At 76.6% G+C, this 18,629-nt stretch carries 19 protein-coding genes; 9 read left to right on the top strand and 10 right to left on the bottom strand.

Annotated features, from left to right (window positions below; genetic code table 11):
* Positions 1-63: 63 nt before the first annotated feature.
* The gene (locus EKG83_RS30475) at positions 64-1,428 is read left to right on the top strand and encodes an ATP-binding protein (protein WP_033431988.1); all 1,365 of its coding nucleotides are present in this window, start codon (positions 64-66) and stop codon (positions 1,426-1,428) included.
* 292 nt (positions 1,429-1,720) lie between these two features.
* Here EKG83_RS30475 and EKG83_RS30470 read toward each other — a convergent pair whose 3' ends face one another.
* From EKG83_RS30470 to EKG83_RS30460, 3 genes are all read right to left on the bottom strand, one after another.
* A complete protein-coding gene (locus tag EKG83_RS30470; RefSeq protein WP_033431987.1) occupies positions 1,721-2,230 on the bottom strand; it encodes a mycothiol transferase in 510 nt (169 codons plus the stop codon).
* A gap of 77 nt (positions 2,231-2,307) precedes the next feature.
* The gene (locus EKG83_RS30465) at positions 2,308-3,042 is read right to left on the bottom strand and encodes an ANTAR domain-containing response regulator (RefSeq protein ID WP_153278549.1); all 735 of its coding nucleotides are present in this window, start codon (positions 3,040-3,042) and stop codon (positions 2,308-2,310) included.
* A gap of 72 nt (positions 3,043-3,114) precedes the next feature.
* Complete coding sequence (locus EKG83_RS30460) at positions 3,115-3,882, bottom strand: alpha/beta fold hydrolase (protein ID WP_033431985.1); 768 nt, start codon at positions 3,880-3,882, stop codon at positions 3,115-3,117.
* A gap of 96 nt (positions 3,883-3,978) precedes the next feature.
* On the opposite strand from EKG83_RS30460, the gene EKG83_RS30455 reads away from it, so the two are divergent.
* The 3 genes from EKG83_RS30455 to EKG83_RS30445 all read left to right on the top strand — a co-directional run bounded on the left by EKG83_RS30455 (position 3,979) and on the right by EKG83_RS30445 (position 8,228).
* A complete protein-coding gene (locus EKG83_RS30455; protein ID WP_033431984.1) occupies positions 3,979-6,471 on the top strand; it encodes a molybdopterin oxidoreductase family protein in 2,493 nt (830 codons plus the stop codon).
* Positions 6,472-6,475: 4 nt separating this feature from the next.
* Positions 6,476-6,934, top strand: a complete 459-nt coding sequence (locus tag EKG83_RS30450) for a hypothetical protein (RefSeq protein WP_033431983.1) — start codon at positions 6,476-6,478, stop codon at positions 6,932-6,934.
* A 124-nt stretch (positions 6,935-7,058) separates the two neighbouring features.
* Complete coding sequence (locus EKG83_RS30445; RefSeq protein WP_033431982.1) at positions 7,059-8,228, top strand: glycosyltransferase; 1,170 nt, start codon at positions 7,059-7,061, stop codon at positions 8,226-8,228.
* Here the strand turns inward: EKG83_RS30445 and EKG83_RS30440 are convergent.
* The gene (locus EKG83_RS30440) at positions 8,218-8,709 is read right to left on the bottom strand and encodes a DinB family protein (RefSeq protein ID WP_033431981.1); all 492 of its coding nucleotides are present in this window, start codon (positions 8,707-8,709) and stop codon (positions 8,218-8,220) included. The genes EKG83_RS30445 and EKG83_RS30440 overlap by 11 nt on opposite strands.
* Positions 8,710-8,754: 45 nt before the next feature.
* Complete coding sequence (locus EKG83_RS30435) at positions 8,755-9,513, bottom strand: TetR/AcrR family transcriptional regulator (protein ID WP_033431980.1); 759 nt, start codon at positions 9,511-9,513, stop codon at positions 8,755-8,757.
* A gap of 74 nt (positions 9,514-9,587) precedes the next feature.
* Here EKG83_RS30435 and EKG83_RS30430 point away from each other — a divergent pair, with 74 nt between their 5' ends.
* Together EKG83_RS30430 and EKG83_RS30425 are read left to right on the top strand one after the other, a co-directional pair.
* Positions 9,588-10,508, top strand: a complete 921-nt coding sequence (locus tag EKG83_RS30430) for an NmrA family NAD(P)-binding protein (RefSeq protein WP_084716587.1) — start codon at positions 9,588-9,590, stop codon at positions 10,506-10,508.
* Between the two features lie 9 nt (positions 10,509-10,517).
* Entirely contained in the window at positions 10,518-11,171 is a 654-nt protein-coding gene (locus tag EKG83_RS30425) for a maleylpyruvate isomerase N-terminal domain-containing protein (RefSeq protein WP_033431979.1), read from the top strand.
* 114 nt (positions 11,172-11,285) lie between these two features.
* On the opposite strand, the gene EKG83_RS30420 is transcribed toward EKG83_RS30425, so the two are convergent.
* Positions 11,286-11,741, bottom strand: a complete 456-nt coding sequence (locus EKG83_RS30420) for a MarR family winged helix-turn-helix transcriptional regulator (RefSeq protein WP_033431978.1) — start codon at positions 11,739-11,741, stop codon at positions 11,286-11,288.
* Between the two features lie 58 nt (positions 11,742-11,799).
* Between EKG83_RS30420 and EKG83_RS30415 the strand changes: the two genes are divergently transcribed.
* Positions 11,800-12,174, top strand: a complete 375-nt coding sequence (locus tag EKG83_RS30415) for a VOC family protein (RefSeq protein ID WP_033431977.1) — start codon at positions 11,800-11,802, stop codon at positions 12,172-12,174.
* Between the two features lie 16 nt (positions 12,175-12,190).
* On the opposite strand, the gene EKG83_RS30410 is transcribed toward EKG83_RS30415, so the two are convergent.
* Positions 12,191-12,610, bottom strand: coding sequence for a hypothetical protein (locus EKG83_RS30410; protein ID WP_033431976.1), 420 nt, complete (start codon positions 12,608-12,610; stop codon positions 12,191-12,193).
* A gap of 122 nt (positions 12,611-12,732) precedes the next feature.
* Between EKG83_RS30410 and mptB the strand changes: the two genes are divergently transcribed.
* Both mptB and lnt read left to right on the top strand, forming a co-directional pair.
* Positions 12,733-14,193, top strand: coding sequence for a polyprenol phosphomannose-dependent alpha 1,6 mannosyltransferase MptB (gene mptB / locus EKG83_RS30405; protein WP_153278548.1), 1,461 nt, complete (start codon positions 12,733-12,735; stop codon positions 14,191-14,193).
* Entirely contained in the window at positions 14,186-15,718 is a 1,533-nt protein-coding gene (lnt, locus tag EKG83_RS30400; protein ID WP_084716583.1) for an apolipoprotein N-acyltransferase, read from the top strand. The genes mptB and lnt overlap by 8 nt, the downstream gene beginning before the upstream one ends.
* A 342-nt stretch (positions 15,719-16,060) precedes the next feature.
* Here the strand turns inward: lnt and EKG83_RS30395 are convergent, their stop codons facing one another.
* The 3 genes from EKG83_RS30395 to EKG83_RS30385 form a co-directional block, all read right to left on the bottom strand.
* Positions 16,061-16,801, bottom strand: a complete 741-nt coding sequence (locus EKG83_RS30395) for a helix-turn-helix transcriptional regulator (RefSeq protein WP_456153894.1) — start codon at positions 16,799-16,801, stop codon at positions 16,061-16,063.
* A gap of 40 nt (positions 16,802-16,841) precedes the next feature.
* A complete protein-coding gene (locus EKG83_RS30390; RefSeq protein WP_051766157.1) occupies positions 16,842-17,531 on the bottom strand; it encodes a cytochrome P450 family protein in 690 nt (229 codons plus the stop codon).
* 564 nt (positions 17,532-18,095) lie between these two features.
* Positions 18,096-18,629, bottom strand: coding sequence for a hypothetical protein (locus EKG83_RS30385; protein WP_153278547.1), 534 nt, complete (start codon positions 18,627-18,629; stop codon positions 18,096-18,098).

Raw genomic sequence — 18,629 nt, 5'->3', positions numbered from 1 at the left:
CCACTGACGGGGTTCGGCGGCCGCGGGGAGCACGGCCGTCCCACCACTTCCGGGGGGAACGTGATGGACCGAGGGAACTTCGTCGCGCGGGAGAACGGGGCCGGGCCGGTGACCGCCGTCGACCCGGGCACCGCCCGCACCGCCGCCGAGTTCGTGGTGCTGCTGGGGCGGCGGCGCGAGGTGGCCGGCATGTCGTACCGGGACCTGGACCGGCACGCCCGGCGCGGCGGCGGGGCGCTGCCGCCGAGCACCGTCGCGACCGTGCTGCGCCGTCCCACCCTGCCCGGTCCCGAGCTGGTCGCCGCGTACGTGCGGGCCTGCGGCGGTGACGGGGCGGAGGTGGCCGAGTGGCTGGCGAGCCGGGCGCGGATCGCCGCGTCGGCCGACGCGGCGGTGCGGGCCGCGGTCGCGCGGTCGGCGCACGTCGTGGCCGCGCCGGTGCCCAGGCAGCTGCCGCCCGCGCCGGCCGGGCTGGTGGGCCGGGACGCGGTGGTCGCGCGGCTGGACGCGGTCACCGGAGGTCCCGGGGCGCGGCTGGCGGTCGTCACCGGTCCGCCGGGGGTGGGCAAGACGGCCTCGGCGGTGCACTGGGCGCACCGGGCCCGCGCCCGCTTCCCCGACGGCCAGTTCTCCGTCGACCTGCGCGGGCGCGGACCGGGCGAGGCGCTGGCGCACCTGCTGGTCGGGCTGGGCGTGCCGGCCGCGGAGGTGCCCGCCGACCGGGAGCAGGCGGCCGCGCTGTTCCGGTCCGCCGTGGCCGACCGGCGGGTCCTGCTGCTCGTGGACGGCGCGGTCACCGCCGACCAGGTGCGGCCGCTGCGCCCCGGCGGGCCGGGTTCGTGCACGGTCGTGACGAGCCGGGACCGCCTGGTGGACCTGGTCGTGCACGACGGCGCCGAGGTCGTCGAGGTGCCGCCGCTGGGGGCGGTGGCCGCGGTGCGGGTGCTGGCGGCGTGCGCGGGTGAGCGGGTCGTGGAGGGGGAACCGGCGGCGGCGCGGGCGCTGGCCGAGCTGTGCGGCGGGCTGCCGCTGGCGTTGCGGATCGCGGGGTGCGCGCTCGACCGGGGAGCGCGGGCGCCGGTCGCGGACCTGGTCGCCCGGATGCGCGCGGCGGGTGCGCTGGCGGCGCTGGACGAGGCGCACGGCGCGCTGTCGGTGGCTTTCCGGGAGTGGTGCGACGCGCTGGACGAGGTGTGCCGGGGGCTGGTCCGGGTGCTCGGCTCACTGGCGCGGGACGGGGTCACGGCCGCGGTGCTGGCCGCGGAGGCGGGCATGACGGCGGCGGGGGCGAACGCGGCCCTGCGGCGGCTGGTGGACGCGCACCTGGTCGTCCGCGACGGCGGGCGGTACGTCGTGCCCCGGCTGGTCCACGAGTTCGCGAGGGGGCTGGTGGAGCAGCCGGTGGTGGGGATCGCCGAGGTGGCTTGACCGGGGACCGGGGACCGGGGGCCGGGCCGTCCCGGACCGGCGACGGCTTCGGCTTCCGGCCGGGCTTCACCGAGCGCCGGTGCACCGCGTGCGGCAACAACGCCGCGGTCACCGGGGACGACGTGCGGGCGACCTGCCGGCCGAGGCCGCGGACGGCGCGTGGAACCCGTGCGGGGCAAGGGGAACGACCTCGAAGCCACCGCCGCCGAGGCGGTGGCTTCCGGTTCGCTCGTCGTGTGCGTGGACCACGGGGCCGTGCGCCGGGTCCTCGCCCCGGCCGCACCGCCCCCGGTCAGCGCAGCAGACCGCGCACGAAAGCGGCCTGGCCGACGTGCTGGAGGTCGTCCTCGATGACGCTGACCAGGCGCACCGCCAGCGTGACCGGCGGGTCGTACGACCGGTCCACCACCTCGCCCAGCGCCTCGGCCGTCACCCCGCGCAGGTAGGAGACCGTGCGCTCGTGCACCGCCCGGTGGTAGCCCAGCAGCAGGTCGGCGGGCGCGCTGACCGCGGCCACCTCCTCGGCGCTGTGCCCGTACCCGGTGGCGCCGGTGGGCAGCGGCAGGTCGAAGCGGCCCGCCCAGCCGTCGGCGGTCCAGACCTGCTCGGTGCCCGCCACCTCGGCCACGTGGTCGTCCTGGACGCGGGTGAGGTGCCAGACCAGCCAGGCGATCGAGTTGGCCGTGCCGCCGACCCGGTGCGTCAGCTCCCGCGACGTCAGGCCGTCCAGCACGTGCTCGACCGACTCCAGGACCCGGCCGTACCCGTCGATGAGCACGTCCACCGCGCCGACCTCGCTCATGCGCACCCTTCCTCCGTCGCTGCCGTCCCCGGCCACGCTACCGGCTCCGGTTGATCTTCGCGGGCCGGCGGCCGAGGTCATTCGTCGGGCTGGGTGGCGTCGTCGACGAAGTCCTCGGCCAGGTCGCGCAGCTTGCGGTTGTCGCGCTGCGACCGGTCGACCAGCATCGTGAACGCCTCGTCGGCGGAGACCTGGTGCGCGGCCATGAGGATGCCCTTGGCCTGGTCGATCACGGCGCGCGAGGTCAGCGCGTCGCTGAGCTGGGCGACCTGCCTGCGGGCCTGGAGGTAGCGGCTGGCGTTGCGCAGCGCCGCCTCGGCCGCGGCGGTGTAGAGGCCCAGCAGGGCGGCGTCGAGCTCGCGGAAGCCGTGGGGGCGCAGCCCGTAGAGGTTGAGCGAGCCCTGGTACTCGTCGTCGATGAGCAGCGGCGCGGACAGGTAGCTGCCGACGCCCAGGCCGCGGGCCGCCGCGGCGAACGCGGGCCACCTGTCGGCGGCCTCGGCCACCGCGACGCGCTGCATCCGCCCCGACCGGGCGGCCTCCAGGCAGGGGCCCTCGCCCGCCTCGTACTGCGCCCGGTCCACGGCCAGGGTGTGCTCGTCGATCCACGCGGCGGACTGCGGGTTGCCGTCGCGCAGCACGGTCACGCTCGCCAGGTCCGCGTCCGGGATGGCGCCGACGACCTGCCGGCACACCCGGTCCATGATGGCCGCCAGGTCCTCCTCCTGGTCGAGGACCCGCGACAGCGCGACGAGCGCGCCGGTGACCTCGTCCAGCCGCTGGACCACCGCGCGCTCCGCCGGATCCACCACCGTCCGCCTCCCTCCGCGGTGCGATCGCCCCGCGCGTCGCGTGCGCGCAAGGGTAACCGCACGCGCGGCCGCTCACGGGTGACGGTGTTCCCCCATCAGGGAACGGACGACCGGGGCCAGCCGCCCGGGCGCGGAGTGGTGCGCGGCGTGCGCGGCGCCCGGCACCTCGACGAGGCGTCCGACCGGCAGCAGCGCGGCGACCTCGCGCGCCCACTCCCGTGACACGATCGGGTCACGGTCGCCGCGCGCCACCGCGGTCGGCGCGGTCACGTGGCCGAGCTTGCGCTCCACCGGGTCGGCGAGCAGGTGGCGGAACGTCGCGGCGATGCGGCGCACCCCGCAGGTGAGGTAGTCCCGGGTCAGCAGGGGGATCAGCGCGGGCCGCTCGCGCAGGCCGTCCAGCGCCAGGCGGGCCAGCTGCCGGGCGGTCGACCGGGCGTGCCGGTCCATGGTCGGGCTGACCATGAGCACGGGGCCGAGCAGGTCGGGGGAGTGCGCGGCCAGGTCCACCACCACCTGGCACCCGGCGGAGTTGGCCACCAGCGCGGCACCGCCCCGCCCGGTGGCGCGCAGCCAGCCGGCCAGCGCGAGCGAGAGGCCGCGGACGTCCAGCGCACCCGGCGGCCCCGGCGTGCGGCCGAAGCCCGGCAGGTCGACGGCGGCGACCCGCGCCCAGGTGCCCAGGCACCGCGCCAGCGGCAGGAAGTAGCGGTGCGAGCAGCCCAGGCCCGGCACGCACACCACGTCCGGCGCGCCCTCGGGCCCCAGCACGGCGGCGTGCACCCGCGTGCCGCCGACGTCGGTGAACTCGGCCAGGTCCCACCCGTCCGCGCTGCGCATGGGCACCAGGTACCCGGCGCGCCCGCCGACCAGTCCGATGAGTCGACGGCACGCGCGGTGGGTAGTCGGCGGGGGGCGGATCGACGGAGGGACCACATGGCCGACCGCATTTCGGACATCTGGGGCACGCGCACGCCGCACGCCAGGGACACCCCGTGGCCCGTCCGGGTGGACCTGCACCTCGACCGCGGCCTGGCGGAGGCCGACGTGGACCGGTGGGTGCAGTCGGCGTGCGTGCTGTGCAGCAACGGGTGCGGCTGCGACATCGCCGTCAAGGACGGCCGGGTGGTCGGGGTGCGCGGTCGCGCCGCCGACGTGGTCAACCACGGCCGGCTGGGGCCCAAGGGCCTGTACGGCTCGTGGCAGTGGAACGGGGCGGACCGGTTGACCCGGCCGCTGGTGCGGCGCGGCGGCGAGCTGGTGGAGACCGACTGGGACACCGCGATGGACCTGGTGGTGCGGCGGTCGAAGGAACTGCTCGACGAGGTCGGCCCGCTGTCGCACGGCTTCTACACCAGCGGTCAGCTGTTCCTGGAGGAGTACTACACCCTCGGCGTGATCGGCAAGGCCGGCCTGGGCACGCCCCACATGGACGGCAACACCCGGCTGTGCACGGCCACCGCGGCGGCGGCGATGAAGGAGAGCTTCGGCTCCGACGGCCAGCCCGGCAGCTACACCGACATCGACTCGTGCGACGCGCTGTTCCTGTTCGGGCACAACATGGCCGAGACGCAGACCGTGCTGTGGGCCAGGGTGCTCGACCGCCTGGCCGGCCCGGACCGGCCCGTGGTGGTGGCGGTGGACCCGAGGCGCACCAGGGTGGCCGAGGCGGCGGTGGGGTCCGGGGGCGTGCACCTGGCCCCGCTGCCGGGCACCAACCTGGCGCTGATGAACGGCCTGGTCCGCGAGCTGATCACCCACGGGTGGGTCGACCGCGACTGGGTCGCCGCGCACACCCTCGGCTACGACGGGCTGGCCGCCACCGTCGAGCCGTACACGCCCGAGCACGTCGCCAAGATCTGCCGGGTCGACCCCGACGACGTGCGGCGGGCGGCGCGGGTCTTCGGCACCTCCGACCGCGTGCTCTCGACCGTGCTCCAGGGCTTCTACCAGTCCCACCAGGCCACCGCGGCGTCGTGCCAGGTCAACAACCTGCACCTGCTGCGCGGCCTGATCGGCCGGCCGGGCTGCGGCATCCTGCAGATGAACGGCCAGCCCACCGCCCAGAACACCCGCGAGGCCGGCGCGAACGGCGACCTGCCGGGCTTCCGCAACTGGGACAACCCCGAGCACGTCCGGGAACTCGCCGAGCTGTGGAACGTCGACCCGCTGACCATCCCGCACTGGGCGCCGCCCACGCACGCCATGCAGATCTGGCGCTTCGCCGAGCAGGGCTCGATCCGGTTCCTGTGGATCTCGGCCACCAACCCGGCGGTGTCGCTGCCGGAGCTGCCGCGCGTGCGCGAGATCCTGGCGCGGGAGGACCTGTTCGTGGTGGTGCAGGACGGTTTCCGCACCGAGACCGCCGAGTACGCCGACGTGGTGCTCCCGGCGGCGCTGTGGGGTGAGAAGCAGGGCACGTTCACCAACGTCAACCGCACCGTGCACCTGTCGGACAAAGCGGTCGAACCGCCCGGCGAGGCGCGGTCGGACCTGGACATCTTCCTCGACTACGCCCGCCGCATGGACTTCCGCGACCGCGACGGGCAGCCGTTGATCAAGTGGTCCGACCCCGAGGGCGCGTTCGAGGCGTGGCAGGAGTGCAGCCGGGGCAGGCTGTGCGACTACACCGGCCTGTCCTACGCCAAGCTGCGCGGCGGCAGCGGCATCCCCTGGCCGTGCAACGACGAGCACCCCGACGGCTGCGACCGCCTCTACGCCGACGGGGTGTTCCCCACCCACCCGGACGTGTGCGAGGACTACGGCCACGACCTGCTCACCGGCGGCACCACCTCGCCCGAGCGGTACAAGGCACAACGCCCCGACGGCCGCGCGTTCCTCAAGGCGGCCGACTACTCGCCGCCACCGGAGGAGCCCGGCGACGAGTACCCGTTCGTGGTGACCACCGGCCGCACCGCCTACCACTTCCACACCCGCACCAAGACCGGCCGCTCCCGGCAGCTCCGCCGCGCCGCGCCCGAGCCCTGGGCGGAGCTGTCCGCCCACGACGCCGCCGCCCTGGGCGTGTCCGAGGGCGACCTGGTCCGGGTCGAGTCGCCGCGCGGCCGGGTCGAGGCCCCGGCCCGCATCGGGCACGGACGCGACGGCGTGGTGTTCGTCCCCTTCCACTACGGCTACTGGGACACCGGGGACGACGGGCACACCCGCGCGGCCAACGAGCTGACCCCCACCGAGTGGGACCCGGTGTCCAAGCAACCGCTGTTCAAGGTCGGTGCCGCGCGGGTGACCAGGCTGGCCGACGCGACCGGCCCGGCGCCCGCGCCCACCACCACGGCGTCCGCGCCGCACGACCCGGCGGGCGTGCCGCCGACCACCGGGGAGGACGACGTGCGGGAGGACCTGGCGCCCACCGGACCGCCGCCCCCGCCGCCGACCCCCGACCGGACGCCGAACGTGCTGAAGGGCTGACGCCATGCACCTGTCCACCTACCTGGGCCTGCTGCACACCTCGCTCACCACGCTCGCCGACGCCTTCCGCGAGGTCGGCGAGGGGCACGGCGAGGAACCCGACGTCCGGCACACGTGCCTGCTCCTCGCCGAGCGGGTCGACCGGCAGGCCGAGGCGCTGGCGCCGGTCGTGGAGCGCTACGGCGAGCACCGCGAGGAGGAACCCGAGCGCCTGCACGCCGCCGGGCTGGAATCCACCCGCGGCGGCCCGGTCGGGCTGCTGCGCGACCTCCAGGACCTCTACGCCCTGGCGAGCCTGGCCGACATCACCTGGACCGTCGTCGGCCAGGCCGCCCAGGGGCTGCGCGACCGCGAACTGCTCGACGTGGTGACCTCGTGCGAGCAGGACACCGCCCGGCTGCTGACGTGGCTGCGCACCCGGATCAAGCAGGCCGCGCCGCAGGCGCTCATCGCCGCGAGGTGACCCCGGCGGACGTCCCGGCGGGCTACCGCGCCACGGCCGACCGGGAGGCGTCGAAGGTGCCGGCCCGACCCTGATTGGCGGAAACCGGTGGCACCCGCCGGGCGCCGGCCGGCAGGGTGGCGCGGTGCGCGTGCTGTTCACCTGCGTCGGCGGTCCCGGCCACCTCAACCCGCTGCTGCCGATCTCCCGGGCGGTCGCCGACCTCGGGCACGAGGTGCTGTGGGCGACCACCGCCGGGCTGCGCCGACCGGTGGAGGACGCCGGGTTCGCCCACCACCTGCTCGGTGCCGCCGCCGCCCCCGCCGCGCCCCGACCGCGCGGGCCGCTGATCCCGCCGGACCCCCGGCTCGTCGAGGAGGAGGTGCGCGAGCACTTCGTCAGGCGGGCGACCCGTGAGCGGTGGCCCCACCTGCGGGCGCTGGTCGGGGACTGGCGGCCCGACCTGGTGGTCTGCGACGAGTTCGACTTCGCCGCGGTGCTCGCGGCCGAGGAGGCGGACGTGCCCCACGCGAGCGTCCTGGTCACGGCCGCCGGGCTGCTGGTTCGCCCCGACGTGGTGGGCGAGGCGCTGGCGGAGGTCCGGGCGGGGTGCGGCCTCCCGGCCGACCCGGGGCTGACCGCGCTCGGCCGGTACCTGAGGCTGTCGCCGTTCCCGCCGTCGTTCCCCGCGCCGGGCGCGTGGCGGTGCGGCACCGAGCACGCCGTCCGGCCGCCGCTGCCCCGCCGGGCGGGGGAGCGACCGGACTGGGCGCGGGTGCGGCCGGGTGCGCCGGTCGTGTACTTCACGCTGGGCACCGAGTTCGGGGTGGAGTCGGGGGACGTGTTCGAGCGGGTGCTCGCCGGGTTGCGGGAGCTGCCGGTGAACCTGCTCATGACCGTGGGGCGGGACATCGACCCGGCCGGGTTCGGGCCGCAGCCGGCGCACGTCCGCGTCGAGCGGTACGTGGCGCAGGACGAGGTGCTGCCGCACTGCGACGTGGTCGTGTCGCACGGCGGGTCGGGCACCGTGGTGGGGTCTTTGGCGCACGGGGTGCCCGGGGTGCTGGTGCCGCTGGGAGCGGATCAACCGGCGAACGCCGAGCGCTGGGTGGAGCTGGGGGTGGGGTTGGCGCTCGACGCCGTCGCGGTCACGCCGGCGGACGCGCGGGCCGCGGTGGCGGAGGTGCTGGCCGGGGACGGGTACCGGCGGGCGGCGGAGCGGTTGCGGGACGAGCTGGTCGCGCTGCCGGGGCCCGGGCACGCCGCCGCCCTGCTCGACCGGGTGGGGCGGACCCGGCGGCCGGTCACGGCTTAGCGCGGTCGGCGAGCAGCTGTTCGCGCAGGATGTCGGCGTGCCCGCAGTGGTGGGCCAGTTCCCGCAGGACCTGCAGGTACACCCAGCGGAGCGTGCGCGGCCCGGTCCGGTGGCCGGTCACGACGGCGTCCAGCGGCAGGCCGGCGGTCACCGCCCGGGCCGTGGCGCAGGCCCGCCGGTGGGCCTCGGTGACCGAGGCGACGGTGTCGTCGGCGGAGAGCCGGAAGGAGTCGTCCGGGCCCGGCACCAGGCCGAGCTCCGAGCGGGGTGTGCCGCCGACGCACTCCTCGAACCACACCCGCTGCATCCACGTGACGTGCTTGAGCAGCCCGAGCGGGGTCGTGGCCGACGGGACGAGCCGGCGGCGGGCCTGTTCCTCGGTGAGGCCGTCGAGGGTCGCCTCGATGGCACCGCGGTACTCCTCGACGAACGCGTCGAGCTGGGTGCGCTCGTCCTCCAGCGGCACGTCGAACGGACCCATCGGGATCTCCCGTCACGTCGGTGGGGATCGGTCAGCGCGGCTTGATCAGCGCGGGTCGATCATGCCGGCCGCCCGGCGGCGGCGGGCGCGCTGGCGGCAGGTCGGGCCGCAGTAGCGGGGTGGCCGCCCGGTGGCCCGGACGTGCAGCCGCGTGCCGCACTCCAGGCAGTGCCCGGCGGTTCCGTGACGGTCGCGCGGGACCGTGTCACGCAAACTGCCGTCTTTCGTGACAGGAGCGGCACGCAGTCCGTCGAGCAGCAGCCACACCAGCCGGGTGCCGCGGGCCCGGTCGCGGTGCGCCGAGCGCAGTGCGGCACCGCCGACGCCGAGCGCGATCAGGTCGTCGACCCGCACGTCGGCATTGACGGCACCGGCCCGCTTGGCGTTGCGCAGCAGGCGGTCCAGGGCCTCGTGGAACCTCCGCGACGCGGCGGCCAGCACGGCGTGCGGCCAGCTCCGGTCCGCGGTGAGCGCGTCGCAGAGGTGCCGGCGGCCGGTCGACTTCTCGATCACCTCGAACAGGAAGCCGAGCAGCGCGTCGCCGGGTGCGGCGCGGGTCGCCCAGCGGTCGGCGGCCGCCACCAGGTTCTCGACGTGGTCGGCCAGCACGGCCTCGACCAGGACGTCCTTGCTGGGGAAGTGCCGGTAGACGGTACCGGCGCCGACACCGGCGCGGCGGGCGACCAGGCCCAGCGACACGTCCGGCCCGTCCTCGGCGAACAGCCGCGCGGCGGTGCGCAGCACGATCTCCCGGTTGCGGCGGGCGTCCGCGCGTTCGACGGGTGCCGCGGTGGTGTCACGCAAGCCTTCTCCTCGGCGCGGAAACGGGCGGATCATTCCGGTTCGTGCCAGTATCCACCACCTCCGGGACGGACGCCATGACCACCTCGACCGACGCCGACCCCGATGCCGACCCCGACGCCCCGATCCTCGTCACCGGTGCCACCGGCCGCCAAGGGGGTGCCACCGCGCGGCGGCTGCTGGCCGGGGGCCGGCCGGTGCGGGCCCTGGTCCGCGACCCGGGCGCCCCGGCCGCCGTCGCGCTCGCCGCCGCCGGTGCCCGGCTCGTGCGCGGCGACTTCGACGACCCGGCGAGCCTGGCCCCGGCGCTCGACGGGGTCGCCGCCGTGTTCGGCGTGCCGCCGGTGGTCCGCGGGACCGGGGCCGGGGCCGGGCTGGAGGCGGCCCGCGGCCGGGCGCTGATCGACGCGGCCGTCCGGGCCGGTGTCCGGCAGGTCGTGTTCAGCACCGTCGCCGCCATGTCGCGGACGTCGCCGGGGTCGGGCGGCAAGGCGGAGATCGAGCAGTACCTGCACGACCGCGTCGCGCTGCCCACCGTGCTGCGCCCGGTCCGGTTCATGACCAACTACCTCGGTGTCCCGGTGGTCGGCATCGACGGCCTCGCCGGCGGGGTGCACCGGCACCTGTTCCCGCCGCACGAGCCGATGCAGGTCATCGCGGTGGAGGACATCGCGGAGTTCGCCGCGCTGGCGTTCGCGGACCCGACCCGGTTCGCCGGGCGGACGCTGGAGCTGGCCGGTGACGAGCCGACGCCGGTGGCGGCCGCCGCCGCGATCTCCGCGGCCACCGGCACCCCGGTCCGGTACGAGCAGCTGACCGACGACGAGGCCGCCGCGCTCGGGCCGGAGATCGCCGGGACCAAGGCGCGCTGGGAGGCCGGTCACCGCTGGCACGCCGACGTCGAGGCGCTGCGCGTGATCCACCCCGGGCTGCGCACGCTCGCCGACTGGCTGGCCGAGTCCGGCGCGGCGGCCATCCGCGACCGGTTGGTGCAATAACTTGGTGGGGTGGATCTCTTCACGCGGTCTTGGGCGGCGCTGCGCGCGGCGGTCGCCGAACTGCCGGACGAGGACTTCGAGCGGCCCTCCGGCTGCGCGGGCTGGCTGGTGCGGGACCTGGTGTGCCACCTGGTCATCGACGCCCAGGACGTGCTGATCACGCTGGTCACGCCCGCCGAGGCGGAACCGACCGTCGACGCGGACGGCTACTGGCGCCTCGTCGAGCCGCCGACCGGCGAGGACCCGCTCGACGCGCTGATCCCCAGGCTGGCCGCCGCGTACGGCGAGCCCCGGTGGCTGAAGTTCCACCTGGACGACGTCGGGTCTGCGGCGGGGCGCGCCGCCGGGCTCGCGGACCCGGCCGCCCGCGTCGGCACGCGCGACGAGGTGCTGACCGTCGGCGACTACCTGTCGGCGTACGTGCTGGAGTGGACCCTGCACCACCTGGACCTGGGCGCGCACGTGCCGTCGGTCGCCGCGCCGCCGGCGGACGCGCTCGCGGCGGCGCGGGCGGCGCTGGAGAGGATCGCCGGGGGTGCGTTCCCCGCCTCGTTCTCCGACGCGGACGCGCTGCTGGTCGGCACCGGGCGCCGGGAGGCGACGGGCGCGGAGCGGGCGGCGCTGGGGGAGTTCGGGGCGGGGTTGCCGTTCGTTTTGGGCTGAGCGGGGGTTGGTCGAAGGCGGCGGCGCGGGTGACGGGGGCTGCGCGGCCGTCCGGCCCCGGCGGCGCGGGGGAGTTCGCGGCGGGGTTGCCGTTCGTCCTGGGGTGACCGGGGTTCACCCCGGGGTGACCGGGGGTTGGTCGAAGGCGGCGGCGCAGGCGGCGAGGTCTTCGCGCAGCCGTGCGGCCCGGTCCGCGGTCAGCGCGTGGAGCATGCGGCGTTCGACCGCGGCGACGACGCGGCTCGCGCGGCGGAGCAGGTCGGCGCCCTGCTCGGTCAGCTCGGTGGGCAGCGCCCGGCCGTGGGGCGCGGTGGTGGGGCGGGCCAGCAGGCCGCGGTCCTCCAGGCCGCGCAGGACCGCGTGCATGGACTGGCGGGTGACGAAGGCGCCGCGGGCGAGGTCGGCCGCGGACAGGCCGGGGCGCTGGCCGAGCAGTTCGAGGCAGGAGTACTGCGGCACGCTCAGCTCCAGCGGGCGCAGCGCCGCGTCCATCGCGCCGCGCAGGGCGGTGGCGGCCTGCTTGAGGGCGTAGCCGACGGAGGAGTCGAGGTCGACCGGCTCTTGCGTCATGTCAGGATTCTGACATACGGTCTGCGTGTCAGGAACCTGACATGTGGAAGGGGAACCCATGGCCACCGTGACCGGACCGGACTTCATCGCGCTCCAGGTGCGCGACCTCGACGCGGCCGCCGCGTTCTACGAGCGGCACCTCGGGCTGCGCCGCGCGCCCGCCGCGCCGCCGGGGGCGGTCGTCTTCGCGACCAGCCCGGTGCCGTTCGCGGTGCGCGTGCCGCTGCCCGGCGTGGACCTGGACGCGGCCGTGCCGCGACCGGGCACGGGGGTGGCGCTGTGGCTGCGCGCCGACGACGCCGGGGAGCTGCACGACGAGCTGGCCGGGGCCGGGGTGCCGATCCTGGCCCCGCCGGTGGTCGGCCCGTTCGGGCGCACCTTCACCTTCGCCGACCCCGACGGTTACGCCGTCACGGTCCACGACGGGGCCTGAGGGCGGGGTCCGGGGCTCAGGCGGAGCGGCCGCCGGCCACGCGGCGCGGGCGGACCGAGGCGACGGCCGCCACGCCGAGCACCAGCGCGGGGAACACGAAGTACGGCGTGAACGCCATGGCCAGGAACACGCCCCAGCCCAGCATCAGCGCCGCCGCGATCGCGGTGACCGGACCGACCGCCCGACCGGCCGCGTCCGCGACCACCACCAGCAGCCCGAGCACCACGGGCACGGCGAGCAGGGCGACGACCACGGAGCTGTCGGCCAGGGCCTCCGGCAGGGCGGCGACCGCGATGCCGACCGTGCCCGCGAACGCCAGCCACCGCAGCACCCGGCCGACGCGCGGCCCGGTCGCGGAGCGGCCGAACTGGTGGAACAGGGCCGCCGCGGCGATGAACAGCGCGACGCAGAGCCCGGTCAAGGTACCGATCGTCATGGCAACGCCTCCCCCGGGCCAACGATCCCAGCGCGGTGCCCGCCGGGCAAGCGCGCACCGGGCACCGGTGCGGCGGGTCCTCCTGTGGTCGTACCGGTCGTACGACCACAGCGTGATACGCGATGATCCTTCCGCCCACCATGATCGGCCGCGTGCCGAGGACCGCGATGTCGCTACCGGCGGTGGACCTCGCCGCACCCGCTCCGCCCACCCCCGCCGACCTGCTGCGCTGGACCGGGTTCGGCGGTGCCCTGCTGCTCACCGGCTCCGCCTGGGTCGGTGCGGGACGACCGTCGCCCGGCGTGGGCACGGCGTCGCTGGCCTGCGGGGTCGCCGGGGTCGGGCTCGTGGTGCTGTCGTGGGTGCTGCTGGGCCGGGCGATTCCCGACAGCCGGTGGCTGAGGTGGACGCTGGCCCTCTGGTGCGCGCCGCTGCTGCTCGCCCCGCCCCTGTTCAGCGGGGACGTGTTCAGCTACCTGGCCCAGGGCGAGATCGCCGCGCGGGGGCTCGACCCCCACGCCGTCGGGCCCGCCTCGGGGCTCGGCGCGGCCTCGGAGGTCGTCGCCCGGGTGGGGGTCCACTGGCGGGACACGCCGTCGCCCTACGGACCGCTGTTCGGCGTGGTGGAGCGGCTGGTCGCCCGGCTGTCGGCGGGGGACCCGGTGACCGGCGTGCTGCTGCACCGCCTGGTCGGGCTGGCGGGGCTGGCCCTGGTCGTCCGGGCGGTGCCCCGGCTCGCCGCCCGCACCGGCGCCTCCCCGCGCGCGGCGCTGTGGCTGGGCGTGCTCAACCCGCTGGTGCTCTGGCACCTCGTGGCGGGCGCCCACAACGACGCCCTGATGCTCGGCCTCGTGCTCGCCGGCACGGTGGCGGCGCTGGGGGAGCGGGTGGTGCTCGGGATCGCGCTGATCTCCCTGGCCGCCCTGGTGAAGCTGCCCGCCCTGGCGGCGCTGGCGGTGGTCGGGACGGTGCTGGCGCGCCGCGGGGGTGGCGGCGTCGGCGACCTGCTGCGGGCGGGTGCCGGCGTGGTCGCGTCCTTCGCGGTGGTGGCCGCGGCGGTCTCGCTGTCGTCCGGGCTCGGGTTCGGGTGGGTGCGGGCGCTGGGCACGGCCGGGCGGGTGGAGAGCTGGCTGGCGCCCACGAACTGGTTCGGGTTCCTGACCGGGGGCATCGGCTCGCTGTTCGGCGCGCGGATCACCCAGGAGATGATCGCGGTCGGCCGGGTCGCCGGTGCCGCGCTGGCGGTGTGCGGGGTCGCGTTCGTGCTGCTCGGGCAGTTGCGCGGGCGGGTCGACGCGGTCGCGTCCCTGGGGTTGGCGCTGGGCCTGGTCGTCGTGCTGGGCCCGGTGGTGCAGCCCTGGTACGTCCTGTGGGCGCTGGTCCCCCTCGCCGCGTGCCGGCTGCCGACGCGCGCGTGGACCGGGCTGACCGGGCTGGTGGCGGTGTTCGCGGTGCTCGTCCCGCCGCAGGCGGGAGACTTCTCCGGTCGGGTCGGTCAGCTCGTCACCGGCTACGCGGTCGGCGCCGCCCTGGTCGGGGCGGTGTTCCTGGCGTTGAGGGAGAAGTCGAAGGTGCATGTCTGACGCGCGCGTGCCCGGCGTTCGGCGGTACGCCGCGGCGGCGGTGGCGGGCGTGCTGCTGCACGTCGCGTTCCCGCCGCGCGTGCTCTGGTGGACGGCGGTCGTCGCGTTCGCCGTGCTGTGGTGGGCGTTGCGCGGTGCGCGCGTCCGCCGCGCGGCGCTGCTGGGCTTCGTGTTCGGCCTGGCGTTCTTCCTGTGCCACCTGGTGTGGATCGACGACTTCCTGGGGCGCGACTTCGGTCCCGCGCCGTGGCTGCTGCTGGCCGCGGTGATGGCCCTGTTCACGGCCGCCGCCTGCGCATCGGTGCCGCTGGTGGCGCGGCTGCCCGGCGCGCCGGTGTGGGCGGCGCTGCTGTTCGTGGCCCAGGAGAGCGCGCGCGGGCGGGTGCCGTTCAACGGGTTCCCGTGGGGGCGCGTGGCGTTCGGGCAGGTCGAGGGGCCGTACCTGCCGCTCGCCGCGGTCGGTGGCGCGCCGCTGGTGTCGTTCGCGGTGGTGGTGACGGGGTTCGGCCTGGCGGCCTGGGGAGGGGTGCGGCGCGCCGGGGCGGTGCTCCCGCTGGTCGCGGCACTGGCCGCGGCGCCGCTCGTGGGCGTGGACGCGCAGGACGGCGTGCGCACCGTGGCGGCCGTGCAGGGCAATGCACCGGACGTGGGCCTGGGGCTGCTCGACGAGCGCGACACGCTGCGCCGCAACCACCTGCGCGCCACGGCCGACCTGGCGGACGCGATCCGCGCGGGTGGGGTGCCGGTGCCCGACCTGGTGGTGTGGCCGGAGAGCGCGACCGGCACGGGCGAGCGCGACCCGGTGCTGGACCGGGTCGTGGCGGACCTGGGCGTGCCCACCCTGGTCGGCGCGCTGCGGCGGGTCGGTGACCGGGAGGAGAACGCGGTCGTCGCCTGGGACCCGCGGACCGGCGCGGGCGAGGGGTACGCCAAGCGGGAGCTGGTGCCGTTCGCCGAGCACGTCCCGCTCAGGTCGCTGGCCCGCCTGGTCACCCCGTTCGCGGACGCGCCGGACCTGCGGGCCGGCACCCGGCCGGGTGTCCTGGACGTCGCGGGCACCCGGGTGGGCGTGGCGATCTGCTACGAGGTGGCCTACGACGCGGTGCTGCGCGAGAGCGCGGCCCTGGGCGCGCGGCTGTTCGTGGTGCCGACGAACAACGCCTGGTACGGGCGCGGCGAGATGACCCACCAGCAGCTCGCCATGGCCAGGCTGCGCGCGGTGGAGCACGGGCGGGCCGCGGTCGTGGCGGCGGTCAGCGGGGTGAGCGCGGTGGTGCGGCCGGACGGCGGCGTGGTGCGGTCCTCCGGCATGTTCACCGCGGAGACGCTGGTGGAGGCCGTGCCGCTGAGGTCGGGCACCACCTTCGCGACCCGGTGGGGTGGTGTCCTGGAGGCGTTGTTCGCGGTCGCCGCGCTCGTCGCGGGCGTGACCGGCCCGGCCGTCAACCGGCGTCGACCGCCCGCGCCGGCAGGTCGGCGAGGGCCCGCACCTCCGCCCGCACCTCCGCCGAACCCGGCGCGGTGAACGGCAGTCCGGTGGCCGCGAGCCGCGCGGCAGCACCCGCACGACCTCGCCCAGGGTGGGGGCCGAGCGGTGCGGATCGGGTTCAGCGGCGAGCTGTGGCACTGGCGGGGCCCGGCGCCGCACTTCTTCGTCACCGTCCCGAAGGAGCGGTGCCACGACCTGCGGGCCGTGTCCGGGCTCGTCAGCTACGGCTGGGCACGTGGTGACCGTCGACCTCGTCGTGGACCCCTGAGTCGTGGACCCCTGAGTCGTGGACCCCTGAGCGGACGCCGTCACCCGCGGATGGCGCGCAAGGAGCCCAGCAGCGCCAGCGCCCGCGCGCTCGGGCTGCCCGGTTCGGCGTTAGACCACCAGTTGCAGGCCCGCCGCGCCCCGGACGTCGAACGCCTGGTAGGCCAGCGTCAGCGGGCCCACGTCGGGGTGCACGAGCGCCTTGCCGCCCTCGCTGGTCTTGCCGCGCACGACGTGCGACTCCCACAGCGCGGCGAACTCCGCGCTGGTCCCGCTCAGCTCCGCGACCAGCGCCCGCAGCCGCGGTGAGCCCGGGTCGTGGCCGAAGCCCTCCCGCAGGTGCGCGGCGGTGGCCTCGGCGACGCGGTCCCAGTGGGCGTAGAACGCCCGCGCCGCCGGGTCGGCGAACACCATGCGCGCCAGGTTGTCCGCCGCGGTGAAGGGGGAGAACAGGGCGTCGGCCAGGGCGTTGGACGCCAGCAGGTCCGAGGTGTGGTCGAGCACGAACGCGGGCGTGGTCGGGTAGCCGTCCAGCAGCCGCCGCAGGGCCGGGTCGACCGCGGCGGGGGCCGGGCGGTGCGCCGGCGTCACGCCCGCCAGGCGGTGCAGGTGGTCGCGGGCGTCGGCGTCGAGGTTCAGCGCGCGGCCGAGGGCGTCGAGCACCTGCGGCGAGGGGTTGCGCTCGCGCCCCTGCTCCAGGCGGGCGTAGTAGTCGGGGTTCACGCCCGCCAGCACGGCCACCTCCTCGCGCCGCAGCCCGGTCACGCGGCGCCTGCCCACCGGGGGCAGGCCGGCGTCGGCGGGGTCGACCCGGGCCCGCCGGGCCCGCAGGAAAGCACCCAGTTCGGTCACGCGCCCCAGGATAGGAGCGGGGGGACCGGGCGGTTCGTCGTCAGCGGTCCGGACCGAGGGCTACCGGCAGCGACAGCGGGCCGATCGTGAAGAACGACGGCGATTGCGGGACGCCGTCCGGGTCGATGGCGAGCGAGAGGCCCGGGAACCGCCGGTACAGCGAGGCCGGCGCGAGCCGGCTCTCCAGCCGGGCCGGGGAGGCGCCGATGCAGTACCGCGGGCCGTGGCCGGAGCCGAGGTCGCCGGTCCGCTCGCGGGTGATGTCGAACCGGTCCGCGGTCTCGCCGTACCGGTCGAAGTCGACGCCGACGGCCCTGCCCCGGGGGATCGGCACCCCCGCGACCACCACGCCCTCCAGGGTGAACCGGAAGCTGGTCGTCATCACCGGGTGGCGGTACCGGGCGGTCTCCTCGACCACGTCCGCCCACCGGTCGCCGGCCAGGGCGAGCGCGAGCTGGTCGGGGTGCCGGGCCGGCGCCACGACCGCGTTGCCGATCAGGTGGACCGTGGTCTCGTGCCCGGCGACCAGCATCAGCCACAGCACGCCGAACAGCTCGTCGGTGGTCGGCCCGTCGCCCTCGTCGCGCGCCCGGACCAGGCCCGTGGTCAGGTCGTCGCCGGGGTCGCGCTGCCTGCGCACCACCAGCTCCCGCAGGTACCCGGTGAGGTCCTGGCGGGCGGTGACCGCCTGCTCGGCCGTGGTGGTGGCGCCGGCAGCGCGGACGTCCACGTCCGCGGCCGGGCCCGCTCCGGTTCCGGCACGCCGAACAGCTCGCGGATCACCGCCATCGGCAGCGCCTCGGTGAACGCGGGCACCAGGTCGACCCCGTCGCGGGCGGACGCGACCCCGGCCAGCAGCAGGTCGACGACCTCCTGGACGCGCGGCCCCAGCGCCCGCACCCGTTCCGGCGTGAAGCCCCTGCCGACCAGGCGGCGCAGCCGCCGGTGGTCCGCGCCGTCCTCGGTCGACAGGTGGTCGCCCTTGACGACGCCGCGCAGCGGCCAGTCCGCCGGGATCGACCCGTCGTGCGGGGCGGGCCAGTGCCGGGGCTCCCGGGCGAAGGTCTTGTTGTCCCCGGCCAGGACCTCCCGCACCGCCTCGGCCGTCGGCACGAGGTGGGCGGGCACGCCGCCGGGGAACTCCACCTCGACCACGGGCGCGGTGCGGCGCAGCCGCAGGCAGGTGTCGAGCGGGCTCTCGCCGGGAACGGAGGACCGGGGCGGACCGGTCGTCATCGGGAGGACCTTCCGACGCGGGACGGCACCCGGGTACGGGCCGGCGGACCGGGCGGCGTCACCCCGCCAGGTCGTCGAACTCGTACCGGTTCCAGCCGGCTGCGGCGAGCATCGGCACGCCGGCCGCGGCCAGGTCGTGCGCGCCCGGCGTGTGCCGGCTCCTGGGCCACGGCCCGCGCGCGCCGGTGGCCGGGTTGACCACGGTCGCGCCGGCGTGGGTGCCGGCGCGCAGGGCGTTGACGAGCCCGCGCCACAGCTTGAGCGTCGCCCGGTCGTCGGTGTCCGCCGAGACCGCCGACTCCCGCAGGCCCTCGTCCGTCCGCGGGCCGATGTCGACCACCAGGCAGCCGGGGTTGTGCGCCAAGAACGCGGCGGGCGAGTCCCCGGCGACCGCGATCGGCTCCCGGCGCAGGCAGATCCACCGGGCCCCGCGCGCGGCGTCCCGCACGTCGTCGACGGCCACGGGCCGCACGAGGAAGTCCGGCGAGATCCGCTGGACGACCCCGTGCAGCCCGTGGTCGCGCATCCACCCCTCGGCCAGGGCGGGCAGCTCCGCCGGGTCGGCGTGGAACTGGAGCTGCACCCTCGTCAT

It is taken from the genome of Saccharothrix syringae (genome assembly GCF_009498035.1).
GTDB lineage: Bacteria > Actinomycetota > Actinomycetes > Mycobacteriales > Pseudonocardiaceae > Actinosynnema > Actinosynnema syringae.
The sequence above is the reverse complement of the archived record's forward strand: the minus strand, read 5'-3'. Positions and strand labels throughout refer to the sequence as shown.

Coding starts and splice junctions, on each gene's coding strand:
- EKG83_RS30460 (WP_033431985.1), bottom strand. CDS start 3,882: ATGCGCAGCGCGGACGGGTGGGACCTGGCCGAGTTCACCGACGTCGGC.
- EKG83_RS30455 (WP_033431984.1), top strand. CDS start 3,979: ATGGCCGACCGCATTTCGGACATCTGGGGCACGCGCACGCCGCACGCC.
- EKG83_RS30430 (WP_084716587.1), top strand. CDS start 9,588: ATGACCACCTCGACCGACGCCGACCCCGATGCCGACCCCGACGCCCCG.
- lnt (WP_084716583.1), top strand. CDS start 14,186: ATGTCTGACGCGCGCGTGCCCGGCGTTCGGCGGTACGCCGCGGCGGCG.
- EKG83_RS30440 (WP_033431981.1), bottom strand. CDS start 8,709: ATGGGTCCGTTCGACGTGCCGCTGGAGGACGAGCGCACCCAGCTCGAC.
- EKG83_RS30385 (WP_153278547.1), bottom strand. CDS start 18,629: ATGACGAGGGTGCAGCTCCAGTTCCACGCCGACCCGGCGGAGCTGCCC.
- EKG83_RS30450 (WP_033431983.1), top strand. CDS start 6,476: ATGCACCTGTCCACCTACCTGGGCCTGCTGCACACCTCGCTCACCACG.
- mptB (WP_153278548.1), top strand. CDS start 12,733: ATGATCCTTCCGCCCACCATGATCGGCCGCGTGCCGAGGACCGCGATG.
- EKG83_RS30475 (WP_033431988.1), top strand. CDS start 64: ATGGACCGAGGGAACTTCGTCGCGCGGGAGAACGGGGCCGGGCCGGTG.
- EKG83_RS30470 (WP_033431987.1), bottom strand. CDS start 2,230: ATGAGCGAGGTCGGCGCGGTGGACGTGCTCATCGACGGGTACGGCCGG.
- EKG83_RS30410 (WP_033431976.1), bottom strand. CDS start 12,610: ATGACGATCGGTACCTTGACCGGGCTCTGCGTCGCGCTGTTCATCGCC.
- EKG83_RS30415 (WP_033431977.1), top strand. CDS start 11,800: ATGGCCACCGTGACCGGACCGGACTTCATCGCGCTCCAGGTGCGCGAC.
- EKG83_RS30420 (WP_033431978.1), bottom strand. CDS start 11,741: ATGACGCAAGAGCCGGTCGACCTCGACTCCTCCGTCGGCTACGCCCTC.